Origin of the sequence: Actinomadura parmotrematis (assembly GCF_019458805.1) — a bacterium.
GTDB classification, from domain to species: domain Bacteria; phylum Actinomycetota; class Actinomycetes; order Streptosporangiales; family Streptosporangiaceae; genus Spirillospora; species Spirillospora parmotrematis.
On sequence record NZ_JAIBOA010000001.1, the window covers coordinates 161,563 to 180,771 of the forward strand.

At 75.5% G+C, this 19,209-nt stretch carries 17 protein-coding genes; 10 read left to right on the forward strand and 7 right to left on the reverse strand.

Annotated features, from left to right (window positions below; genetic code table 11):
* Nucleotides 1–206: 206 nt before the first annotated feature.
* On the reverse strand, nt 207–1,034 hold the full coding sequence (locus K1Y72_RS00750) for a hypothetical protein (protein WP_220162191.1): 828 nt from the start codon (nt 1,032–1,034) through the stop codon (nt 207–209).
* Nucleotides 1,035–1,360: 326 nt separating this feature from the next.
* Between K1Y72_RS00750 and K1Y72_RS00755 the strand changes: the two genes are divergently transcribed.
* The 5 genes from K1Y72_RS00755 (at nt 1,361) to thiI (ending at nt 6,491) form a co-directional block, all read left to right on the forward strand.
* Nucleotides 1,361–2,080 (forward strand): lysophospholipid acyltransferase family protein, encoded by a 720-nt coding sequence (locus K1Y72_RS00755; protein WP_220162193.1) that lies wholly within the window; start codon nt 1,361–1,363, stop codon nt 2,078–2,080.
* A gap of 18 nt (nt 2,081–2,098) precedes the next feature.
* Nucleotides 2,099–3,256, forward strand: a complete 1,158-nt coding sequence (macS, locus tag K1Y72_RS00760) for a MacS family sensor histidine kinase (RefSeq protein WP_220162195.1) — start codon at nt 2,099–2,101, stop codon at nt 3,254–3,256.
* On the forward strand, nt 3,249–3,935 hold the full coding sequence (locus K1Y72_RS00765; protein WP_220162197.1) for a response regulator: 687 nt from the start codon (nt 3,249–3,251) through the stop codon (nt 3,933–3,935). The genes macS and K1Y72_RS00765 overlap by 8 nt, the downstream gene beginning before the upstream one ends.
* 162 nt (nt 3,936–4,097) lie before the next feature.
* On the forward strand, nt 4,098–5,123 hold the full coding sequence (locus K1Y72_RS00770) for a 6-phosphofructokinase (RefSeq protein ID WP_220162199.1): 1,026 nt from the start codon (nt 4,098–4,100) through the stop codon (nt 5,121–5,123).
* Between the two features lie 111 nt (nt 5,124–5,234).
* Nucleotides 5,235–6,491, forward strand: coding sequence for a tRNA uracil 4-sulfurtransferase ThiI (thiI, locus tag K1Y72_RS00775; RefSeq protein WP_220162201.1), 1,257 nt, complete (start codon nt 5,235–5,237; stop codon nt 6,489–6,491).
* A 13-nt stretch (nt 6,492–6,504) separates the two neighbouring features.
* On the opposite strand, the gene K1Y72_RS00780 is transcribed toward thiI, so the two are convergent.
* From K1Y72_RS00780 to aroF, 3 genes are all read right to left on the reverse strand, one after another.
* Nucleotides 6,505–7,407 (reverse strand): DUF5954 family protein, encoded by a 903-nt coding sequence (locus K1Y72_RS00780; RefSeq protein WP_220162203.1) that lies wholly within the window; start codon nt 7,405–7,407, stop codon nt 6,505–6,507.
* Nucleotides 7,408–7,461: 54 nt separating this feature from the next.
* Nucleotides 7,462–8,388, reverse strand: a complete 927-nt coding sequence (locus K1Y72_RS00785) for an EamA family transporter (RefSeq protein ID WP_258571776.1) — start codon at nt 8,386–8,388, stop codon at nt 7,462–7,464.
* A gap of 192 nt (nt 8,389–8,580) precedes the next feature.
* A complete protein-coding gene (gene aroF / locus K1Y72_RS00790) occupies nt 8,581–9,633 on the reverse strand; it encodes a 3-deoxy-7-phosphoheptulonate synthase (RefSeq protein WP_220162207.1) in 1,053 nt (350 codons plus the stop codon).
* A gap of 238 nt (nt 9,634–9,871) precedes the next feature.
* Here aroF and K1Y72_RS00795 point away from each other — a divergent pair, with 238 nt between their 5' ends.
* From K1Y72_RS00795 to K1Y72_RS00815, 5 genes are all read left to right on the forward strand, one after another.
* A complete protein-coding gene (locus K1Y72_RS00795; protein WP_220162210.1) occupies nt 9,872–10,495 on the forward strand; it encodes a sulfite oxidase-like oxidoreductase in 624 nt (207 codons plus the stop codon).
* Between the two features lie 80 nt (nt 10,496–10,575).
* Nucleotides 10,576–11,877, forward strand: a complete 1,302-nt coding sequence (locus K1Y72_RS00800; RefSeq protein WP_220162212.1) for a sensor histidine kinase — start codon at nt 10,576–10,578, stop codon at nt 11,875–11,877.
* Nucleotides 11,878–11,980: 103 nt separating this feature from the next.
* Entirely contained in the window at nt 11,981–12,832 is an 852-nt protein-coding gene (locus K1Y72_RS00805) for a LytR/AlgR family response regulator transcription factor (protein WP_220162214.1), read from the forward strand.
* Nucleotides 12,825–13,238: a hypothetical protein gene (locus tag K1Y72_RS00810; RefSeq protein ID WP_220162216.1), complete on the forward strand. Its 414-nt coding sequence runs from the start codon at nt 12,825–12,827 to the stop codon at nt 13,236–13,238. Before K1Y72_RS00805 ends, K1Y72_RS00810 begins: the two co-directional genes overlap by 8 nt.
* On the forward strand, nt 13,235–14,965 hold the full coding sequence (locus K1Y72_RS00815) for a sodium/solute symporter (protein ID WP_220162218.1): 1,731 nt from the start codon (nt 13,235–13,237) through the stop codon (nt 14,963–14,965). The genes K1Y72_RS00810 and K1Y72_RS00815 overlap by 4 nt, the downstream gene beginning before the upstream one ends.
* Nucleotides 14,966–15,332: 367 nt before the next feature.
* On the opposite strand, the gene K1Y72_RS00820 is transcribed toward K1Y72_RS00815, so the two are convergent.
* The 3 genes from K1Y72_RS00820 to K1Y72_RS00830 form a co-directional block, all read right to left on the reverse strand.
* Nucleotides 15,333–16,193, reverse strand: a complete 861-nt coding sequence (locus K1Y72_RS00820; RefSeq protein WP_220162220.1) for a deoxyribonuclease IV — start codon at nt 16,191–16,193, stop codon at nt 15,333–15,335.
* Between the two features lie 65 nt (nt 16,194–16,258).
* Nucleotides 16,259–18,205, reverse strand: coding sequence for a Stk1 family PASTA domain-containing Ser/Thr kinase (gene pknB, locus K1Y72_RS00825; RefSeq protein WP_220162222.1), 1,947 nt, complete (start codon nt 18,203–18,205; stop codon nt 16,259–16,261).
* Between the two features lie 10 nt (nt 18,206–18,215).
* Complete coding sequence (locus K1Y72_RS00830; protein WP_220162224.1) at nt 18,216–19,199, reverse strand: DMT family transporter; 984 nt, start codon at nt 19,197–19,199, stop codon at nt 18,216–18,218.
* Nucleotides 19,200–19,209 lie beyond the last annotated feature (10 nt).

The window sequence follows — 19,209 nt, forward strand, 5'->3', positions numbered from 1 at the left end:
GGAAGATCCAGAAAAAACAGAAAACGCGCCCGGGGTATAAGAACCTCTAGGCGCGTGCACATGTCCATGGGAACCGCAACTGGGACCACCGTAGCACACCCGCGGCGGTGGTCCCCGAACCGCGCCGGGCCCGCCACCTGCGCAATCGTCCCGCCCCGGGCGGACCGGAGCGGGCCGCGGGGGAGGCGCGGGGGAGGCGCGGGCGGTCAGACGACGGCGCCGTCGTCGGGGTCGCGGGGCTCGTCGCCCATCCGCAGGACCAGCGTGACGAAGCCGCCGATGAACGCGGCGACCGCGAGGAACGCCGCCCAGCCGGGCACGTACCAGTCCATGATCACGGTGGCGAGCAGGTAGAGCGGGCCGCCGACGAGCGCGATCCAGGCGCCCTTGGTGAGCGGGTCGGCGCTCGGCAGCGGGGGCGGCGCCGGCGGGATGTAGTGGCCCTCGTCGCCGGGCGCGTCGAACCCGGCCGGGTCCTCCTCGCCCGCGGGCTTGACGACCCGGGCGCGCGGCAGCCGGCCGGTCCGGTCGTCGCCCTCGGCCGGCGGCCGGCGCGGCTCGGACAGGTTCTCCTGGTCGGGCCAGGGCACCCGCTCGCCGTCGGCGGGGGCGCTGTCGAACCCGGCGACGATCTCGGCCCAGATGGCGTCCTCGTCGCGCTCGGGCGCGTCGGCCTCCCCGGCGGGCGGCGCCGGGGCCTGCTGGGCGGCGGCCGCCGCGGCCGGCGGCGGCCGGTGGTCGTCGTGCTGGCCGGCGGTGTCGCGGAGCTGGGCCAGATGCGCCTGCAGGACGCCCTCGGCGGTCGGCTTCAGCTCGACGTCGACGTAGAGCCGGTCGAGCGCGTCGTCCTCGTCGGCGGCGGCCCCGGGACCGGCGGCGGGCGGCCGCGCGGCCCCGTCCGCGGCGCCGGGCGTCGCGTAGGCGGCGACCCCCGCCTCGCGCAGCGCCGACAGCATGGCGTCGGCGAGGTGCGGTGCCAGGTCGACCAGCGGGGCGTAGGCGTCCGCGATCAGTCCATTGCCTCGGCGATTCACGGGGCCGGCTCCTTCGTCGACTCCGGCGTGACCGACAGCACCGGCATGGCGGCCTCCGCTCCCCCATCGAAAAACGTGTGTCCCACGGTATTCGCTGTGATGCCCCGGACAAGCCCCCCGGGCGCATCCGCGGGGAGAATTCCGTCCAGGACACAGAGACTACGTTCCCCGGGCGCCGTTCGCTCCCCCTCGCCGCGACCGCGGTCCTCCCGGCGCCCGGGGTGTGGGCACGACCAGGCGGGGATGGGAGGATGGCGCATCATCCCCCCGGTGCGGGGGTCGCTCATGCGCGCCGCATCCACACGCGGTCGAAGGAAGGTGTCGGGATGCTCTGGTTCTGGATCCTGCTGAGGATCGTGCTCTCGCCGATCATGTACCTGGGCTGGCGGCCGCGGAACCGGGGGATGCGCAACGTGCCGAAGCGGGGCCCGGCGCTGCTGGTGAGCAACCACCTGTCGTTCGCCGACCACTTCTTCGGGCCGCTGCCGCTGATGCGCCCCATCTTCTTCATCGGCAAGGGCGAGTACTTCACCGGCACCGGGATCAAGGGCCTGATCAGCAAGGCGTTCTTCACCGGCGTCGGCGTGGTGCCGGTGGACCGCACCGGCGGCAGCGCCGCGGAGGCCGCCCTGGAGACGGGCCTGCGCATCCTCGGCGAGGGCAAGCTGCTCGGCATCTACCCCGAGGGCACCCGCGCCCCCGACAACCGGCTGTACCGGGGCAAGACGGGCGTCGCCCGGCTGGCGCTGAAGTCGCGGGTGCCGGTGATCCCGATGGCCATGATCAACACGTTCGAGCTGATGCCGCCCGGCAGGCCGCTGCCGCGCCTCGGCGTCCGCCCCGGCGTGCGCTTCGGCGAGCCGCTGGACTTCTCCCGCTTCTACGGCAAGGAGGACGACCGGGCGGTGCTGCGCGAGATCACCGACGAGATCATGCAGGCGATCCGGGCGCTGTCGGGCCAGGAGTACGTGGACCGCTACGCCGCCGAGGTGAAGGCCGAGATGGCGGGCAAGGACGTGCGCCCGGTCTCCGACGACGACGAGTAGGCGGCGGGTGGTCTGCGGATGACGGGCCTGGACACCGCGCTCTGGCGGTCCGTGGCGATCTACCGGTGGGCCGCCCTGGCCTACGCCGCGCTGCTCATCGCCGTCAACGCCGGCCGCTACGCGCACCCGCTCGGCGGCTGGGCGGTGCTCGCCGTGATGACGGCCTGGACGGCGGGCACCACCTACGCGTTCGCCGCGCCCGGCCGGCGCGGCCCGGCGCTGCTCGCCGCCGACCTCGCCGTCACGAGCGGCTGCCTGCTCGCCACCGCCTGGGTCGAGACCGAGCACGGCATGACGCACGGGATGCCGACGCTGCCGGCGTCCTGGGTCGCCGCGGCGGTGCTGTCGTGGGCGGTGGCGGGCGGCAAGCGCGCCGGGCTGGCCGCCGCGGCCGCCCTCGCCGCCGGCAACATCGCGGTCAACGCCCTCGCCGGCGTCCCGGCGGTGCGCGGGCTCGGCTCGGGCACCCTCAACGGGATCATGCTGCTGTTCCTCGCCGGCCTGGTCGTCGGGCACGTCGTCAAGCTCGCCCGCGACGCCGAGGCCCGGCTCGCCCGCGCGGTCGAGCTGGAGGCCGCCACCCGCGAGCGCGAGCGCCTCGCCCGCCGCATCCACGACTCGGTGCTGCAGGTGCTCGCCCTCGTGCAGCGGCGCGGCGGCGAGCTCGGCGGCGAGGCGGCCGAGCTCGGCCGCCTCGCCGGGGAGCAGGAGGTCGCGCTGCGCTCCCTGGTCGGCGCGCCGCCCCCCGCGCGCCCCGCCCGCTCGGGCGCGCCGGTGGACCTGCGGCCGCTGCTCACCGCGCACGCCTCCACCGCGGTGACCGTGTCCACCCCCGCCACCGCCGTCCCGCTCCCCGGGCACGCCGCCGGCGAGGTCGCGGGCGCCGTCGCCGCCGCCCTGGACAACGTGGCCCGGCACGCCGGCGAGGGCGCCCGCGCCTGGGTGCTGCTGGAGGACGACGGCGCGGGCGGCGTCGTCGTCAGCGTCCGCGACGACGGCCCCGGCCTGCCGCCCGGCCGCCTGGAGCGGGCCGCCGCCGACGGGCGGCTCGGCGTCGCGCAGTCCATCCGGGGCCGCATCCGCGACCTCGGCGGCACGGTGGCGATCGCGTCGGCGCCCGGCGAGGGCACCGAGATCGAGATGTCCGTTCCGGCGCCGCGCCCGGCGGATGCGTAGGGTAGGGGCCGTGCGTGAGGAGACTCCCGGTCCGCTGCGGGTGATGGTGGTGGACGACCACCCGATGTGGCGCGATTCGGTCGCCCGCGACCTCGCCGAGGCCGGGCACGAGGTCGTCGCCACCGCCGGCGACGGCCGCACCGCCGTCCGCATCGCCGCCGCCGCGCGGCCGCAGGTCGCCGTCGTCGACCTCCAGCTGCCCGACATCAGCGGCGTGGAGGTGACCCGCCACCTCGCCGCCGCCGACCCGCCGGTGCGCGTCCTCGTGCTGTCGGCGAGCGGCGAGCAGCAGGACGTCCTGGAGGCGGTGAAGGCGGGCGCCACCGGCTACCTGCTGAAGTCGGCGGCCCGCGCCGAGTTCCTGGACGCCGTCGCGCGCACCGGCGCCGGCGACGCGGTGTTCACCCCCGGACTCGCCGGCCTCGTGCTGGGGGAGTACCGGCGGCTCGCCGCCGCGCCCGCCCGGCCCGACGACGACGCGCCGCGGCTCACCGAGCGCGAGACCGAGGTGCTGCGCCTGGTCGCCAAGGGCCTCACCTACAAGCAGATCGCCGCGCGCCTGGTGCTGTCGCACCGCACCGTGCAGAACCACGTGCAGAACACCCTCGGCAAGCTCCAGCTGCACAACCGCGTCGAGCTCGTCCGGTACGCCATCGAGAAGGGCCTCGACCGGGAGTGAGCTCCCGCAAAGCGTGATCTACCGGGCCTTCCCGCGTTATGGTCTAGACCAATGCGGCACGCCGAACGGGGTGGCGAATGCCCGGTGCGCGCCGGGCCCGGCCACTAGGCTGGCCGCGCGGAACGAGGAGGGAGCCCGGTGACTGCTGGACAGGGAGAGGCCATGCGCGTAGGGGTGCTGACCGGAGGCGGGGACTGCCCCGGACTGAACGCCGTGATCCGCGCCGTGGTGCGCAAGGGCGTGCAGGTCTACGGGCAGGAGTTCGTCGGCTTCCGGGACGGCTGGCGCGGCCCGCTGGAGGGCGACACCATCGCCCTGGACGTCCAGGCCGTCCGCGGCATCCTGCCGCGCGGCGGCACGATCCTCGGCTCCTCGCGGACCAACCCGGTCAAGGTCGAGGGCGGGATCGAGCGCATCAAGGACAACCTCGCCGGCCTCGGCGTGGACGCCCTCATCGCCATCGGCGGCGAGGACACCCTCGGCGTCGCGGCCGAGCTGCACCGCAACGGCGTGCAGGTCGTCGGCGTCCCGAAGACCATCGACAACGACCTGAACGCCACCGACTACACCTTCGGCTTCGACACCGCCGTCAACATCGCGGTCGAGGCCATCGACCGGCTGCACACCACCGCCGAGAGCCACCACCGCGCGCTGATCTGCGAGGTCATGGGCCGGCACGCGGGCTGGATCGCGCTGCACGCCGGCATGGCCGCCGGCGCCAACGTGGTGCTGATCCCCGAGCGGCCGTTCGACATCGACAGGGTCGTGGAGTACGTCGAGAGCCGCTTCAAGACCCGCTACGCCCCGATCATCGTGGTGTCGGAGGGCGCGCACCCGGTCGACGGGCAGATGGAGGTCGCCACCGGCGAGCTCGACGCGTTCGGCCACGTCCGCCTCGGCGGCATCGGCCAGCGCCTCGCCGAGGAGATCGAGAAGCGCACCGGCAAGGAGGCCCGCGCGACCGTGCTCGGGCACATCCAGCGCGGCGGCACCCCGAGCGCCTTCGACCGCGTCCTCGCCACCCGCTTCGGCCTCCAGGCCATCGACGCCGTCCACGACGGCGACTGGGGCAAGATGGTCGCCCTCCAGGGCACCGACATCGTCCGCGTCGGCCTCGACGAGGCGACCAAGGAGCTGAAGACGGTCCCGGCCGAGCGCTACGCCGAGGCCGAGGTGTTCTTCGGCTAGGCGGCCCCCCCCGCGGACCTGGGAACACGCCGGGCCGGTCGCGGTGTTGCCCTCTGTGGGCCACACTGGTGGCCGGCCCCTTCCCTTTCCCAGCCCAGGAGGACGACGCCCATGACCGCGCTCGACACCGCGACCGGCACCGCGCCCGGCTCCGCGCCCGACCAGGTCCGGGAGCAGGCGCCGGCCGTCGACGGGGAGCCGTGCGTGCTGGTCAAGCTGGGCGAGGTCGTCCTGAAGGGCAAGAACCGCGAGCAGTTCGAGCGCCGCCTCGCCGACAACATCCGGCTCGCCGTGCGCCCGATCGCCCGCGTCGACGTGGTCCGCCGGCACGGCGTGTTCATGGTCCGCGCCAAGGACGCCGACGCCGCCCTGGTCGACCGGCTCGCCGCCCGCATCACCGACGTCATGGGCATCGTCTGGGCGCACCGCGCCTGGCGCGTCGGCAAGGACGTGCCGAGCGTCGAGCGCGCCGCGCTGGAGCTCATGGCGGGCGCGCGGGGCTCGTTCGCGGTCCGCTCGCGCCGCCGCGACAAGCGCTTCCCGATGACCTCCACCGAGCTGGACCGCCACATCGGCGGCCTGCTGAACGACGCCTACCACCAGCCGGTCCGGCTGAAGAACCCCGACCACACGCTGTCGATCGAGGTCGACCGCGACGAGGTGTTCGTGTTCTCCGGCGGCCTGCCCGGCCAGGGCGGCCTGCCCGTCGGGATGAGCGGCCGCGGCCTCGTGCTGATGTCGGGCGGCATCGACTCGCCCGTCGCCGCCTACCGGATGATGCGCCGCGGCCTCCGCGTCGACTTCCTGCACTTCTCCGGCATGCCCTTCACCGGCCCCGAGTCGATCTACAAGGCGTACGCGCTGGTCCGCGAGCTGGACAAGTTCCAGGGCGGGTCGCGGCTGTTCGTCGTGCCGTTCGGCAAGGCCCAGCAGGCGATCAAGACCTCCGGCGCCGACAAGCTCGCCGTCATCGCGCAGCGCCGCCTGATGCTGCGCACCGGCGAGCTCGTCGCGCGGCGGCTGCGCGGCGCCGCGCTGATCACCGGCGACGCGCTCGGCCAGGTGTCCAGCCAGACGCTCACCAACATCACCGCGCAGGACGACGCGGTGGAGCTGCCGATCCTGCGGCCGCTGATCGGCATGGACAAGACCGAGATCATGGACCAGGCGCGCCGCGTCCGCACCCTGTCGATCTCCGAGCTGCCCGACGAGGACTGCTGCTCGATGCTCGCCCCGCTCGGCGCCGAGACCCGCGCCAAGCTGGACGACCTGCGCCAGATCGACAAGCGGCTGGACGTCGAGGAGCTCGCCGAGCGGCTCGCCGCCTCCACCCAGGAGCACCGCCCCGTCTACGGCGAGGGCTCCTGACGGCCGGCGGGCGTCAGCGCGCGTCGAAGTCGCCCGGCCGGGGCGGCTCGGGGCCGTCCGGGCCGAGCAGCGTGATCCGCTCGATCCGCACGATGCGGAACCGGCGGCCCGCCACTTCCACGCCGGCGCGGCGCGTGCCGTCGGCCATCCGCGCGGCCGCGCGCCGGTAGGCGGGCAGCTCGGCGGGGCCGGGCCGCTCCACGGCGGGCACCACCGTCCGGAGGTAGGACGCGAGCGCCGCCCGCGCCTGCGCGGGCGTGTCGTGCAGCCGCCCGGCGGGCCGCCAGCGCCCCGCCTGCCGCTCGGCGATCGTGAACGCCGGGGTGAGCGGCACCGGCGTGAGGAACCGCTCGGACGCCTCGCTGCCCGCGCGCGCCGCCGCGTCCAGCAGCTGGCAGAGCAGCTCGCTGGTGGTGCCGTCCGGCGCGTCGGGGACCGGGCGGATGAGGTCGTAGGGGCGCGGCGGCGCCGGGCGGTCCGGGCGGGGCCGGACGTCGGGGTCGGTCGGGCGCGGCGCCTCCGGGCCGCCCGGACCGGACCGGATGAGCTGCTCGACCCGGACGATGCGGAAGACGCCGCCCGCGGCCCGCACCTCGTCGAGCCCCCCGTCCACCACCGCGTGCGCCGCCGCCCGCAGGCCGCGCGCGGCGAGCGGGCCCGCGGCGGCGGCGCGCTCGGCCAGCAGGTCGGCCAGCAGCTCGCGGGCGCCCTGCGGGATCGGGTCGGCGCCGCAGCGGACCTGCCAGCCGTCGCCGACGCGCTCGGCCGCGGTGAACAGGGTGCCGACCGCGACCAGGTCGGGGTGGGCGGCGATGGAGCGGACCGCGTCGGCCAGCACCACCGCCGCCACCGGGTCCACCCCGTCCAGCCCCTCGGGGAACAGACGCCCGCCGGCGTCGCCATCGCCCGTCGTCATGCCGAGCATCATCCCCGCCGGGACGGGGTCTGGCGAGTGGTTCAGACCAATTCGTCACCGCCGGGCCGGGACGACCAGCGCCACCAGGCTCGCCGCCAGCAGGGCGAGCCCGGCGAGCGCGGCGGCGCCGAGCCGCTCGTGCAGCACCGCCGTGCCGAGGACCGCCGCGACGGCGGGCTCGGCGAGCGTCAGCGTCGTCGCGGTCGCGGCGCTCACCGTGCGGAGGCCGCGGCCGAACAGCAGGTAGGCGCCGCCGGTCGCGACACCGCCGAGGTAGAGCGCGACGAGCGCGCCCGCGCCCGTCAGCGCCCACGCCGGCGGGGCGACCGCCAGCACCGGCACGAACAGCACGGCCGCGGCGCCGAACAGCGCCCCGACGACGGCGCGGTCGTCCTCGCCGCCCCCGATCAGCGCCGCCGCGACGGTGGCGTACACCGCGTACGACAGGCCCGACAGCAGGGCGAGGCCGACGCCGAGCGGGTCGGTGCCGGCACCCTGGCCGCCGCCGGCGAGCAGCGCGCAGCCGGCGACCGCGCCGGCCGTCGCCGCGGCCCAGCGCGCGGTGACCGGCGCCTGCCGGGCGAGCAGGCCGAGCACCCCGGTGAACGCCGGGGCGCTGCCGATGGTGACGACCGTCCCGACCGCGACGCCGGTCCGGGCGGCGGCGGCGAAGAACGCCGCCTGGTAGACCGCGATCATGACCGCGCCGAGCGCGACGAGCGGCAGGTCGCGGCGCCGCGCGGCGAGCCGGCGGAGACCCCCGCCGCGCGCGGTGCACGCGGCGAGGGCGAGCAGCAGCACGCCGCCGATGACGATCCGCACGGCGGCGACGGACACGCTGCCCGCGGCCGGCGCGAAGGTGCGGACGGTCCCGGTGGTGCCCCACAGGCACGCCGCGGCGAGGACGTCGGCGCCGCCGGCGGGGCGCCGGATCGAGGTGGTGGCGCGGGCGCGGGAGGCGCCGCGCGCGAGGGTGCGCATGGACACGGAACTGCTCCTGGAGCTTCGGAACGGAAGGGGTGGTCCGAGTCCGGAGCGCAGGGATCAGCGGGACCGGGCGCGAGGCGCCGGGTCCGGCCGTCGTCGGAAAGCTCGCCGCGCTCCGGTCAGGAGCGGGGCGGGCCGCAGTTCGGGGTCCAGTAGTCCACGGCGCGACTCTAACAGCCGCCCGCGTCAGGCAGGGACGCCGTCCCGCGCGCCGTCCGGCGCGGTGGCCAGGGTGCGGCCGACCAGCGGCGGCAGCGCCCGCACGACCTTGGCGAGCTCGCGCAGGTCGCCGTTCACCAGCGCCTGCGGGCCGTCGCAGAGCGCCGTCTCGGGGTGCGGGTGCACGTCGATGATGACGCCGTCGGCGCCGACCGCGATGGCCGCGCGGGTGAGCGGCAGCACCAGGTCGCGGCGGCCGCCCGAGTGCGACGGGTCCACGATCACCGGCAGGTGCGAGAGCCGCTGCGCGACCGGCACCGCCGAGATGTCCAGGGTGTTGCGGGTGGCGGTCTCGAAGGTGCGGATGCCGCGCTCGCAGAGGACGATGTCGAGGTTGCCGCGCTGGGCGATGTACTCGGCCGCCATCAGCCACTCCTCGATGGTGCCGTTCATGCCGCGCTTCAGCATGACCGGCTTGCCCGCCTCGCCGGCCGCCTGCAGCAGCGCGAAGTTCTGCGCGTTGCGGGTGCCGATCTGCAGCATGTCGGCGTAGGAGGCGACGAGCTCGACGTCGGCGGCGTCCACGACCTCGGTGACGATCGGCATGCCGGTCTCGGCGCGCACGTCGGCGAGGATGCGGAGGCCCGCCTCGCCGAGGCCCTGGAAAGCGTACGGCGAGCTGCGCGGCTTGAACGCGCCGCCGCGCAGCAGCGTCGCGCCCGCGGCCTGCGCCATCTGCGCGGCCTGCAGCGTCTGCTCGGGCGTCTCCACCGCGCACGGGCCCGCGATCAGCGTCATCGTGCCGGGGCCGACCGGCACGCCGCCGACGCGGACGACCGAGCGCTCGGCGTGGTTCTCCCGGCTGACCAGCTTGTAGGGCACCGAGATGCGGACGACGTCGCTGACGCCGCGCATGCCGCGCAGGTTCAGCGCGCCGAACTGGGCGACGTCCCCGACGAGCCCGACGATGGTGCGCTCCACGCCCCGGCTGACGAACGCGGACCCGCCCGCCGTCTCGACCAGTGAGACGACGCCCTCGATATCCGCTTCGGTGGCCCCCGGGGCCATGACGACGACCATGATGCTGCCTCTCCTCGAATTACCCCTGGAACGACAGGAGCCCCGGGCCGATACCGGCCCGGGGCTCCTGCTCGTGGTCTGTCAGCGCAGCGTCTGGCAGACCGGCCTCCCGGGCCGGTCATACCAAAAGAAGTACACGACGTTGCGCATGTCCCCGAGGGTAGCCCATCGCGGGACCGGTCCGCGCGAAGGGGGCCGGTATGGCTCAGCTCACGCCGGATGGCAGGATGGCCGCGTCATGTCCGAGCCCGAAGAGCACGACGACGCCGACCGGTCCCTGCCCCCGGGGCAGTACGTGCCGCGCGGCTGGCCCGTGCTGCACTACGGCCCGGTGCCGAAGTTCCGTCCCAAGGACTGGGACCTGCGCGTGTTCGGCGCCACCGCCACCGGCGGCATGTACCGGTGGGGCTGGGAGGAGTTCGACGCGCTGCCGCGCACGCGGGCGGTCGCCGACTTCCACTGCGTCACCAAGTTCACCATCCCGGACAACCTGTGGGAGGGCGTCGCCGGGGCGTCGCTGGTCGAGCTGGCGCCGCCCGCCCCCGACGTCACGCACGTCATGGTGTGGGCCGACTACGGCTACAGCGCCAACATCCGGATGGCCGACTTCCTCGCCGACGGCGCGATGCTCGCCACCCACCGCGACGGCGAGCGCCTCACCCCCGACCACGGCTTCCCGACCCGCATGGTCGTGCCGCACCTGTACGCCTGGAAGAGCGTGAAGTGGGTGCGGGCGATCGAGTACCTGGTCAAGGACCGGCGCGGGTTCTGGGAGGAGCGCGGCTACCACAACGTCGCCGACCCCTGGCGCGAGCAGCGCTACTCGTACCAGGAGGAAGAGGGCGAGTCGCCCCCGCTCTGACCGGCCGCGCCGCCCGCCCGCGCCGGCGGCCGCCGGATTCGCCCGCCGCGGGGGGCGGACGGGCGTTACCTTCGGTTCCCATGGTCTCACCCTCCGTGCTCGACGTGGCGTGCTGCGCCGCGCTCACCGGCACCGCGCTCGCCGCCGACGCCCTGCGCCGCCGGCTGCGCGTGCGCCGGCGCGGCTTCGGCACCCTGGCCGACGAGGCGACCTTCGCGACCCTGCACACCATCTCCCGGGCCTCGCCCTCGCTCCGCTCCGGGCTGGACCGCGAGTCGGCCCGCAAGGCCGCCCGGCACCTGCGCGTCCTGCTCGGCGCCGACGCGATCGCGCTGCTGTCGGCCCGCGAGGACGAGGGCGGCGAGGACGGCGCCGGCGACCGGGCCGACCGGCTCGCCGGCGGCGCCGACGGGCCGGGCCGGCTGCTGGTGTGGGACGGCGCGGGCGCGCACCTGCACGCCGCCGACGCGCTCTTCCACGCCCGCCCGGTGCTGGTGTCGGGCCGCCCGCGGGTCGTCGCGCCCGAGCTGCTGGACTGCGAGGTGCCGCTCTGCCGGGTGCGGGTCGCGATGATCGCGCCGATCACCGTGGACGGCCGGGTCGAGGGCGCCCTCGCCGCCTACGTCCCGGCCGCGTCGGCGGCGCGGGTGCGGGCCGTCGGCGAGGTCGCCCGCTGGGTGGCCGGGCAGCTGGAGCTCGCCGAGCTGGACTCCTCGCGGGCCCGCCTCGCCGAGGCCGAGATGCGCGCGCTGCGCGCCCAGATCTCGCCGCACTTCGTCTACAACTCGCTCACCACGATCGCCTCGTTCGTGCGGACCGACCCGGTGCGCGCCCGCGAGCTGCTCCTCGACTTCGCCGACTTCGCCCGCTACTCCTTCCGCAACCCCCGCGACTTCACCACCCTCGCCGACGAGCTGCGCTCCATCGACCGCTACCTGCTGCTGGAGCGCGCCCGGTTCGGCGAGCGGCTCCAGTTCAGCGTCGAGGTCGCGCCCGAGGTGCTGCCGGTCGCGGTGCCGTTCCTGTCGCTGCAGCCGCTCGTGGAGAACGCCATCAAGCACGGCATGGGCGGCACCCGCGCCCGCTTCCACATCCGGATCGTCGCCCGCGACTCCGGCGCCGAGGCCGCCATCAGCGTCGAGGACGACGGCGTCGGCATGGATCCCGACCGGCTGCGCGAGGTGCTCGCGCGCGGCGCCGGGCCCGCCGGGCGCGAGCGCCGGAGCGGCGCGGGCGCCGGCATCGGCCTCGCCAACGTGGACGAGCGCATGCGGCAGGTCTACGGCGACGAGTACGGCCTCACCGTGGAGACGGCCGTCGACGCCGGCACCCGGGTGAACCTGCGGGTGCCCAAGTACCGGCCGGGCGTCTTCCCCGACTAGGCCCCTCCCCGGCCGGGGCCGCGGCCCTGACTGTGAACGTCGACTTTACCTTTACATTGCGGAACCGATTGCGCACGCAGCGTCATGGGTGAAGAGTCGTCCCATGCTGCGCGTCCTGGCCGTCGATGACGAGATGCCCGCTCTGGAAGAGCTGTCCTACCTGCTGCGCGAGGATCCGCGGATCGAGCGGGTCAGCGGCGCCAACGACGCGGCCGAGGCGCTGCGCAGCCTCAGCCGGATGCTGGTGGCGGGCGAGCGGCTGGACGCGGTGTTCCTCGACATCCGGATGCCGGGCCTGGACGGCCTGGACTTCGGGCGGCTGCTCACCGGCTTCACCGCCCAGCCCGCCGTCGTGTTCGTCACCGCGCACGACGACTGCGCGGTGGCGGCCTACGAGCTCGGCGCCCTCGACTACCTGCTGAAGCCGGTGCGCGCCGAGCGGCTCGCCGAGGCCGTCCGCCGCGTCGAGGAGGCGGTGCTGCGCGGCCCCGGCGAGGCGCCCGGCGGCGCGGTCGGGGGCACGGGCGGCGGCACGGGCGAGGCGTCCGCCGACGAGATGGTCCCGGTCGAGCTGGCCGGCCGCACCCGCCTGGTGGCGCGCAGCGCCGTCACCCACGTCGAGGCGCACGGCGACTACGTGCGGCTGCACACCGGCGAGGCCAGCTACCTGGTGCGGATGCCGCTCGCCGCGCTGGAGCGCCGCTGGGAGGCCGCCGGGTTCATCCGCATCCACCGCAGCACGCTGGTGGCGTGCGCCCACATCAGCGAGCTGCGGTTCGACGGCGGCCGTGCCGCCGTGCAGGTCGGTCAGGAGCTGCTGCCGGTGAGCCGGCGGCACACCCGCCAGGTCCGCGACCTGCTGGTGCGCCGGTTCCGGCACGCCGGCATCACCGGCGCCGACCCGGGCGCCGACGGCGCGGACGGCATCGACGGCGCGGACGGCGCGGATGACTGAGGACGGCGGCGGGACGCGGCGCGTGCTGGTGACCAGCCCGCGCACCGAGCGCGCCTGCAGCGAGCGCGCCGCCGTGCGGGCGCGGACCGGCGGGCACGGCTGGAGCCTCGCCCACGACCTGGACGAGCAGACCGAGCTCGGCGCGGTGTTCGCGCGCACCCTGATCCGCGCCCAGCTGCGCTGCGCGCTCCTCGCGGGCGGCACGGTCGCGGCCGTCCTCGCGGTGCTGCCGGCGCTGCTCGTCTGGGAGCCGGTGCTCGGCCGCCGCCGGCTGCTCGGCGTGCCGCTGCCCTGGCTGCTGCTCGCGCTCGCCGTGCAGCCGGTGTGGATCGCGGTCGCCGCCCGGCACGTCCGGCAGGCCGAGCGGATCGAGGCCGAGTTCGCCGCGCTGGTGGACCGCTCGTGATCGTCTTCGCGGTCGCCGCCGCGCTCACCGCGCTGGTGGCGGTGCTCGGCATGATCGCGGTGGTGGGCGGCCACGGCCGCGGCCGCGGGGTGGCGACCACCACCGACTTCCTGGTCGCCTCGCGCGGGGTGAGCCCGCTCTGGAACGCCTCGGCGATCAGCAGCGAGTACATCTCGGCGGCGGCGTTCCTCGGCACCGCCGGGCTCGTCCTCGCCTACGGCGCCGACATGCTGTGGCTGCCGATCGGCGCGACCGCCGGGTACGTGCTGCTCGTCGCGTTCGTCACCGCGCCGCTCCGCCGCTCGGGCGCCTACAGCATCTCCGACTTCGCCGAGTGGCGGCTCGGGTCGGCCGCGGTGCGCCGCATCGTGTCGGCGTGCGTGTGCGTCATCGGCTGGTTCTACCTGCTGCCGCAGTTCGAGGGCGCGGGCGTGACGCTGCGGGTGCTCACCGGCGCGCCGGTGTGGGCCGGCTGGGCGGTGGTGGTCGGGACGTCGCTGGCGCTGGTGCTGTCGGGCGGGATGCGCAGCATCACCGCGGTGCAGGCCGTGCAGTTCTGGGTGAAGCTCGTCGCGATCGCGGTCCCGGCCGTCGTGCTGCTGACGATCTGGCACCTGGACGGCGGCGGCGACCCGACCGAGGACCGCGTCCCGCGGTTCGCGCGGGCGACCGCCGTCGCCGTCCCGAACCCGGTGCGGGTGCGGGTGCCCGCGCCGGTCGCCGTCGCCGCGAGCGGCGTGGTGGACGGCGCGGCGCACGGCGGCGGGCGGCTCGTCCTCGGCGCGGGGTGGCACACCGTCGGCCGGGACGCGCGCCTCGTGTTCCCCGCGGGCGCGGCCGTGCCGCACATCGACCGGCTGCCGGTGCAGAAGGGCAGCACCTGGGCGATCCCGAACGCGCGCGGGCAGGAGCACGGCCTGTACGCCACGTACTCGGCGCTGCTCGGCGTGCTGCTCGGCACCGTCGGGCTGCCGCACATCCTCATGCGCTTCTACACCAACACCGACGGGCGGGGGGCGCGCCGCACGGCGGCGATGGTGCCGGCGCTGCTGTCGCTGTTCTACGTGTTCCCGGCGCTGTACGGGACGCTCGGCCGCGTCTACACGCCCGAGCTGCTGATGACGGGCGACACCGACGCGACCATCCTCATGCTGCCGCAGCGGCTCGCGCCGGGCGCGGGGGGCGCGGTGCTCACCGGGCTCGTCGCGGCGGGCGCGTTCGCGGCGTTCATCTCCACCTCCTGCGGCGTGGTCGTCGCGATCGCCGGGACGGCCGCGCAGGCGCTCGGCCGGCGGAGCGGCGGCGCGCGGGTCGCCTCGTTCCGGGCCGGGGCGGTGTTCGCGCTCGCGGTGCCGCTCACCGTCGCGTCGAAGATCGGCCCGCAGGGCGCGGCGGGCCTCGTCACGCTCGCGCTGACGGTGTCGGCCTGCTCGCTCTGCCCGCTGCTGGTGCTCGGCATCTGGTGGCGGCGGCTCACCCCGGCGGGCGCGGCGGCCGGGCTGCTCACCGGCGGCGGCCTCGCCGTCGGCGCGGGCGTGGCGTGGCTGCTCGGGGCGGAGCGGCAGGGCTGGTCCGGCGCGGTCATCGCGCAGCCCGCGCTCGTCGTCGCGCCGGTCGCGGTCGCGGTGATGGCCGGGGTGTCGCTGCTCACGCCGCACGCCGTGCCGCGCCGCGCGGACCGCGCGATGGCGCGGCTGCACCTGCCCGAGGAGATCGTCATCCGCTGACCGCGACCGCTCGTCGCGCCGGATCCGCCGCTCGTCGTTCGGCTACGCAGCGTATAGCGCTGACTACTGACCGTTTACCGAGTCGAGGGTTTCCGCAGCCCCGGAACGAGCGAGAACACCATTAGTGTTCTTGGTGTCGGCGCAGGCGGCCGCACCGCAGGACCCGCGGGGGAGACCCCGCCACAAGACAACACTGGAGATCCGGCGAGCGGAGGTTCGCACGCAGGATCAGCGCTGTCGGATCCCGTACCGGGGGGGTGGGATCCGACGGCCCGCGGCCCGGGTGCCGCTGGACAGTCGGGGGGTTGTCCAGCGGTGCCCGGGTCCTTTTCGCGCCCGGAGCGCCTTGGGCGCCCGGCGCGCCCGGTCAGGCGTCGCGGAGGCGCTTCAGCGTCTCGATGTCCCGGCGGTGCGGCTCGCCGCCCTCCTCGCGGCCGGGCGTCTCGATGATGAACGGCACGCCCGCCGCCTCGGGGTGGCGCAGCAGCTCGGCGAACGGCGCCTCGCCGATGTGGCCGGCGCCGATGTTCTCGTGCCGGTCCTTGCAGGACCCGCAGACGTCCTTGGAGTCGTTGGCGTGCACCAGCTTGAGCCGGCCGGTGCCGACGGTGTCCACCAGCTCGCGCAGCGTCGCGTCGACGCCGCCGGGCGCGGCGAGGTCGTGGCCGGCGGCGAAGGCGTGGCAGGTGTCCAGGCAGACGCCGAGGCGCGGGTGGTGCTCCAGCGCCGCGAAGTAGGCGCCGAGGTCGCGGGCCTTCGCGCAGAGCATCGCGCCCTGCCCGGCCATGGGCTCCAGCAGCAGGTCCGGGCCGTCGTCCGGGATCTCGTCGAGGAGCGGCAGGACGTGCTCGTGGATCTGCTTCATCGCCGCGTCGTAGGACTGGCTGACCGCCGATCCGGTGTGCACGACGACGCCGCGGGCGCCGATCGCGCGGCCCCGGTCCAGCGAGTGCCGGACCGACGCCAGCGACTTCTCCAGCGTCGCCTCGCTCGGCGTGCCGAAGTTCACCAGGTAGGGGGAGTGCACGAAGACGGGGATCTCGTCCTGGTCGCGGAGCCGCGCGTCCTCGGCGGCCCTGCCCTCGGGCAGCGCCCAGCCGCGCGGGTTCGCCACGAACACCTGGATCGCCTCGGCGCCGATCCGCGCGGCGTACTTCAGCCCGCCGGTGGCGAGGCCGCCGGACACGAGCACATGCCCCCCGATGGGGCTCGTGGAAGAGGAGCTCATAGGTGCCCGAGCCTAGCCCGGACCGGTGACATCGCCGGCCGGTCCGGGCGGGTGCGCGCCGGGCGTCAGCCCCAGATGGTGATCTCCGAGCCGCGGTCGGCGGTGGTGCCCGGCAGCGGGAGCTGGCCGACGACCTTGCCGCCGATGTTGGTGCGGACCTTCACCGTGAAGCCGGAGTTCTGGATCGCCTGGACGGCCTGGTCGATCGGCTGCCCGAGGACGCCCGGAACGGGGATCTTGTTCTGGTCGGAGGAGTCCTTGCAGAAGAAGTCGCCGATCAGGCAGTCCTTCTTGTTGACGACGAGGCTCACCTCGTCGCCGCCGGACACCCCGGTGCCGGGCGCGGGCGACTGCTCCAGCACCGTGTCCGGCGGCTGCGCGGAGTCGTCCCGCTTGGTGATCTTCAGGTCGAGGCCCATGGCGCGCAGCTTGTCGGCGGCGGTGTCGGCGTTCATGCCGCGCAGGTCCGGCATCGACATGCCGGTGCTGACCACCAGGTCGACCGGCTCGTCGGGCGACTGCTTCGCGCCGGCCGCCGGCCGGGTCCGCACGACCTTGTCCTTGTCGACCGTCTGGGAGCCCTGCCGGCTGACGTCCCCGACGCTGAACCCCTTGTCCTTCAGCGCCTGCCGCGCCTCGGCCTCGGTCTTGCCCGCGACGTCGGGGACGGCGACGGGGGTGCGGCCCCGGGACGGGACCAGCGTGATCGTGGCGCCCTTGGCGACGCGGGTGCCGGGCGGCGGGTCGGTGCGCGCGACGGTGCCCTTCGGCGCCCGGTCGCTGTACACCGAGGTGCCGCGCCGCACGACCAGGCCCTTGTCCTGCAGCGTCTTGGTCGCGGCCGCCAGCCTGGTGCCGACGATCCGGTCGGGGACGTGCTCGTACTGCCCGGAGGTCTGGTACCAGACGGCCCAGCCGAGGATGACGGCGGCGATCGCGCCGATCGCGATGAGCACGTACTTGCCGGTGATCGCGCCGATGAAGCGGTCGGCGGCGGTGCGCTCGGGCGGCGGCACGTCGCCGTAGGGGCCGGGGCCGCCCGGGGCGGCGCCGCGGTCCATGACGCGGGTGCCGCCGGCGGGCGGCGCCGCGGGCGGGCTCTCCAGGACGGCGGTGACGTTGCGGGGCTGCGCGGCCTGCGCGGCGAGGCGCTGGTCGAAGTCGCGCGGCAGGCCGTTGTAGACCTCGGCGACGGCCGCCAGGTACCGGTTCGCGTCCTGCGGGCGGCGCGCCGGGTCGTGCGCGGTGGCGCGGGTCACCAGGGCGTCCACCTGCGGCGGCAGCCCGGGGACGGCGGTGGACGGCGCCGGGACCGTCTCGTTGACGTGCTTGTAGGCGACCGACAGGGCCGAGTCGCCCTGGTGCGGCTGGCGGCCGGTGAGCAGCTCGAACAGCATGACGCCGGCGGCGTACACGTCCGAGCGGATGTCGACGTCGCCGGCGAGCACCTGCTCGGGCGCCAGGTAGCCGACGGTGCCGATGATGAGCCCGGTCTTGGTCATCTTGGAGTCGGACTCGGCGCGGGCCAGGCCGAAGTCGGCGACCTTGACCTGGCCGTCCGCGGTGATCAGCACGTTCTCCGGCTTGACGTCGCGGTGCACCAGGCCGGCCCGGTGCGCGGCGCCGAGCGCGGCGAGCACCGGCTGCATGATCTCCAGCGCGGCGCGCGGGCCGAGCCGGCCGCGCTCGGTGAGCAGGTCGCGCAGGGTGCGGCCGGGGACGTACTCCATCACCAGGAAGACGTGCTCGCCGTCGGTGCGCTGGTCGTACACCGCGACGACGTTGGGGTGGGAGAGGGCGGCGGCGGCCTTGGCCTCGCCGATGAAGCGCCGCACGAAGTCCTCGTCGGCCGCCAGGTGGCCGTGCATCACCTTGATCGCGATCTCGCGGTCGAGCCTGATGTCGCGGGCCGTGTAGACGGTGGCCATGCCGCCGCGGGCGATCCGGGACTCAATGCGGTAGCGCCCGTCGAGCACGCGCCCGACGAGGGGATCCGCAACCGTCGTGTCCATCAGAGCGAGTTTAAGGGTCTTTTGCCGTGGAGCCCATCAGTCCCGAGTATGAGGTCGCGGCGGGTCGCGCCGCGGGGCGCCGCGCCCTGCTGCGGGACACCGCGACGCCGCCGAGGCAGAGGACGCCGCCGGCGAGGGTGAGCAGGGCGGGGACCTCGCCGAGCAGCAGCCACGACAGGACGACGACGAGGGCGGGCGCGGCGTAGGTGGTGGCGCCCATCCGCCCGGCGGACGTGCGGGCCAGCGCGTAGGCCCAGGTGGTGAAGGCGACGGCGGTCGGGAACACGCCGAGGTAGAGCATGCAGGCGAGGGCGCCCCAGGAGGCGTCCCGGGCCTCGGTGACGAGCCGGCCGGCGAACGGCAGGCAGCAGGCGGTGCCGATCGCGCAGCCCCAGGTGGTGGCCTGGAGCGCGGACGCGTGCCGCAGCGCGGGCTTCTGGCTCACCACGCCCGCCGCGTAGGTGACGGCGGCGAGGAGGCAGAGGAGCACGCCGGCGAGGGAGGACCCGCCGCCGTCCGACATGGACACGCCGACGACGGCGGCGCCCGCGAACGAGACGGCCATCCCAGCGAGCAGGCGCGGCGGGAAGCCCTCCTTCAGCAGCCAGCCGCCGAGCAGCGCGATGAGGATCGGGCCGATGTTGACGACGAGCGCGGCGGTGCCGGCGTCCACCTTCCGCTCGCCCCAGTTCAGCGCGATCATGTAGAGGCCGAACCAGAGCACCCCCGACACGGCGATGCCGGGCCAGGCGGCGCGCGGCGGGAGGCCCTGGCGGCGCACCAGGCAGAACACGCCGAGGGTGAGGGTGCCGGCCAGCATCCGGCCGAGCGCGAGGGCGCCGGGGCTGAGGTCGGTCCCCGCGCTCCGGATCGCGACGAACGCCGACGCCCAGAACACCACCGTCACCGACGCGGCGGCGACCGCGCGGCGGTCCAGGGGGCGGGCGGCGGCGGGGGGCGCGGGTTCGGTGTCCGGCGGCTCGGTTGCGCTCATGCGGGGACCT

Excerpts from the sequence above, each read along its gene's own strand:
- aroF (WP_220162207.1), bottom strand. The coding sequence starts at position 9,633 with ATGGTCGTCGTCATGGCCCCGGGGGCCACCGAAGCGGATATCGAGGGC.
- K1Y72_RS00820 (WP_220162220.1), bottom strand. The coding sequence starts at position 16,193 with ATGAGCTCCTCTTCCACGAGCCCCATCGGGGGGCATGTGCTCGTGTCC.
- K1Y72_RS00805 (WP_220162214.1), top strand. The coding sequence starts at position 11,981 with ATGCTGCGCGTCCTGGCCGTCGATGACGAGATGCCCGCTCTGGAAGAG.
- thiI (WP_220162201.1), top strand. The coding sequence starts at position 5,235 with ATGACCGCGCTCGACACCGCGACCGGCACCGCGCCCGGCTCCGCGCCC.
- K1Y72_RS00755 (WP_220162193.1), top strand. The coding sequence starts at position 1,361 with ATGCTCTGGTTCTGGATCCTGCTGAGGATCGTGCTCTCGCCGATCATG.
- K1Y72_RS00810 (WP_220162216.1), top strand. The coding sequence starts at position 12,825 with ATGACTGAGGACGGCGGCGGGACGCGGCGCGTGCTGGTGACCAGCCCG.
- K1Y72_RS00780 (WP_220162203.1), bottom strand. The coding sequence starts at position 7,407 with ATGACGACGGGCGATGGCGACGCCGGCGGGCGTCTGTTCCCCGAGGGG.
- K1Y72_RS00785 (WP_258571776.1), bottom strand. The coding sequence starts at position 8,388 with ATGCGCACCCTCGCGCGCGGCGCCTCCCGCGCCCGCGCCACCACCTCG.
- K1Y72_RS00830 (WP_220162224.1), bottom strand. The coding sequence starts at position 19,199 with ATGAGCGCAACCGAGCCGCCGGACACCGAACCCGCGCCCCCCGCCGCC.
- macS (WP_220162195.1), top strand. The coding sequence starts at position 2,099 with ATGACGGGCCTGGACACCGCGCTCTGGCGGTCCGTGGCGATCTACCGG.
- K1Y72_RS00765 (WP_220162197.1), top strand. The coding sequence starts at position 3,249 with ATGCGTAGGGTAGGGGCCGTGCGTGAGGAGACTCCCGGTCCGCTGCGG.
- pknB (WP_220162222.1), bottom strand. The coding sequence starts at position 18,205 with ATGGACACGACGGTTGCGGATCCCCTCGTCGGGCGCGTGCTCGACGGG.
- K1Y72_RS00795 (WP_220162210.1), top strand. The coding sequence starts at position 9,872 with ATGTCCGAGCCCGAAGAGCACGACGACGCCGACCGGTCCCTGCCCCCG.
- K1Y72_RS00770 (WP_220162199.1), top strand. The coding sequence starts at position 4,098 with ATGCGCGTAGGGGTGCTGACCGGAGGCGGGGACTGCCCCGGACTGAAC.
- K1Y72_RS00800 (WP_220162212.1), top strand. The coding sequence starts at position 10,576 with ATGGTCTCACCCTCCGTGCTCGACGTGGCGTGCTGCGCCGCGCTCACC.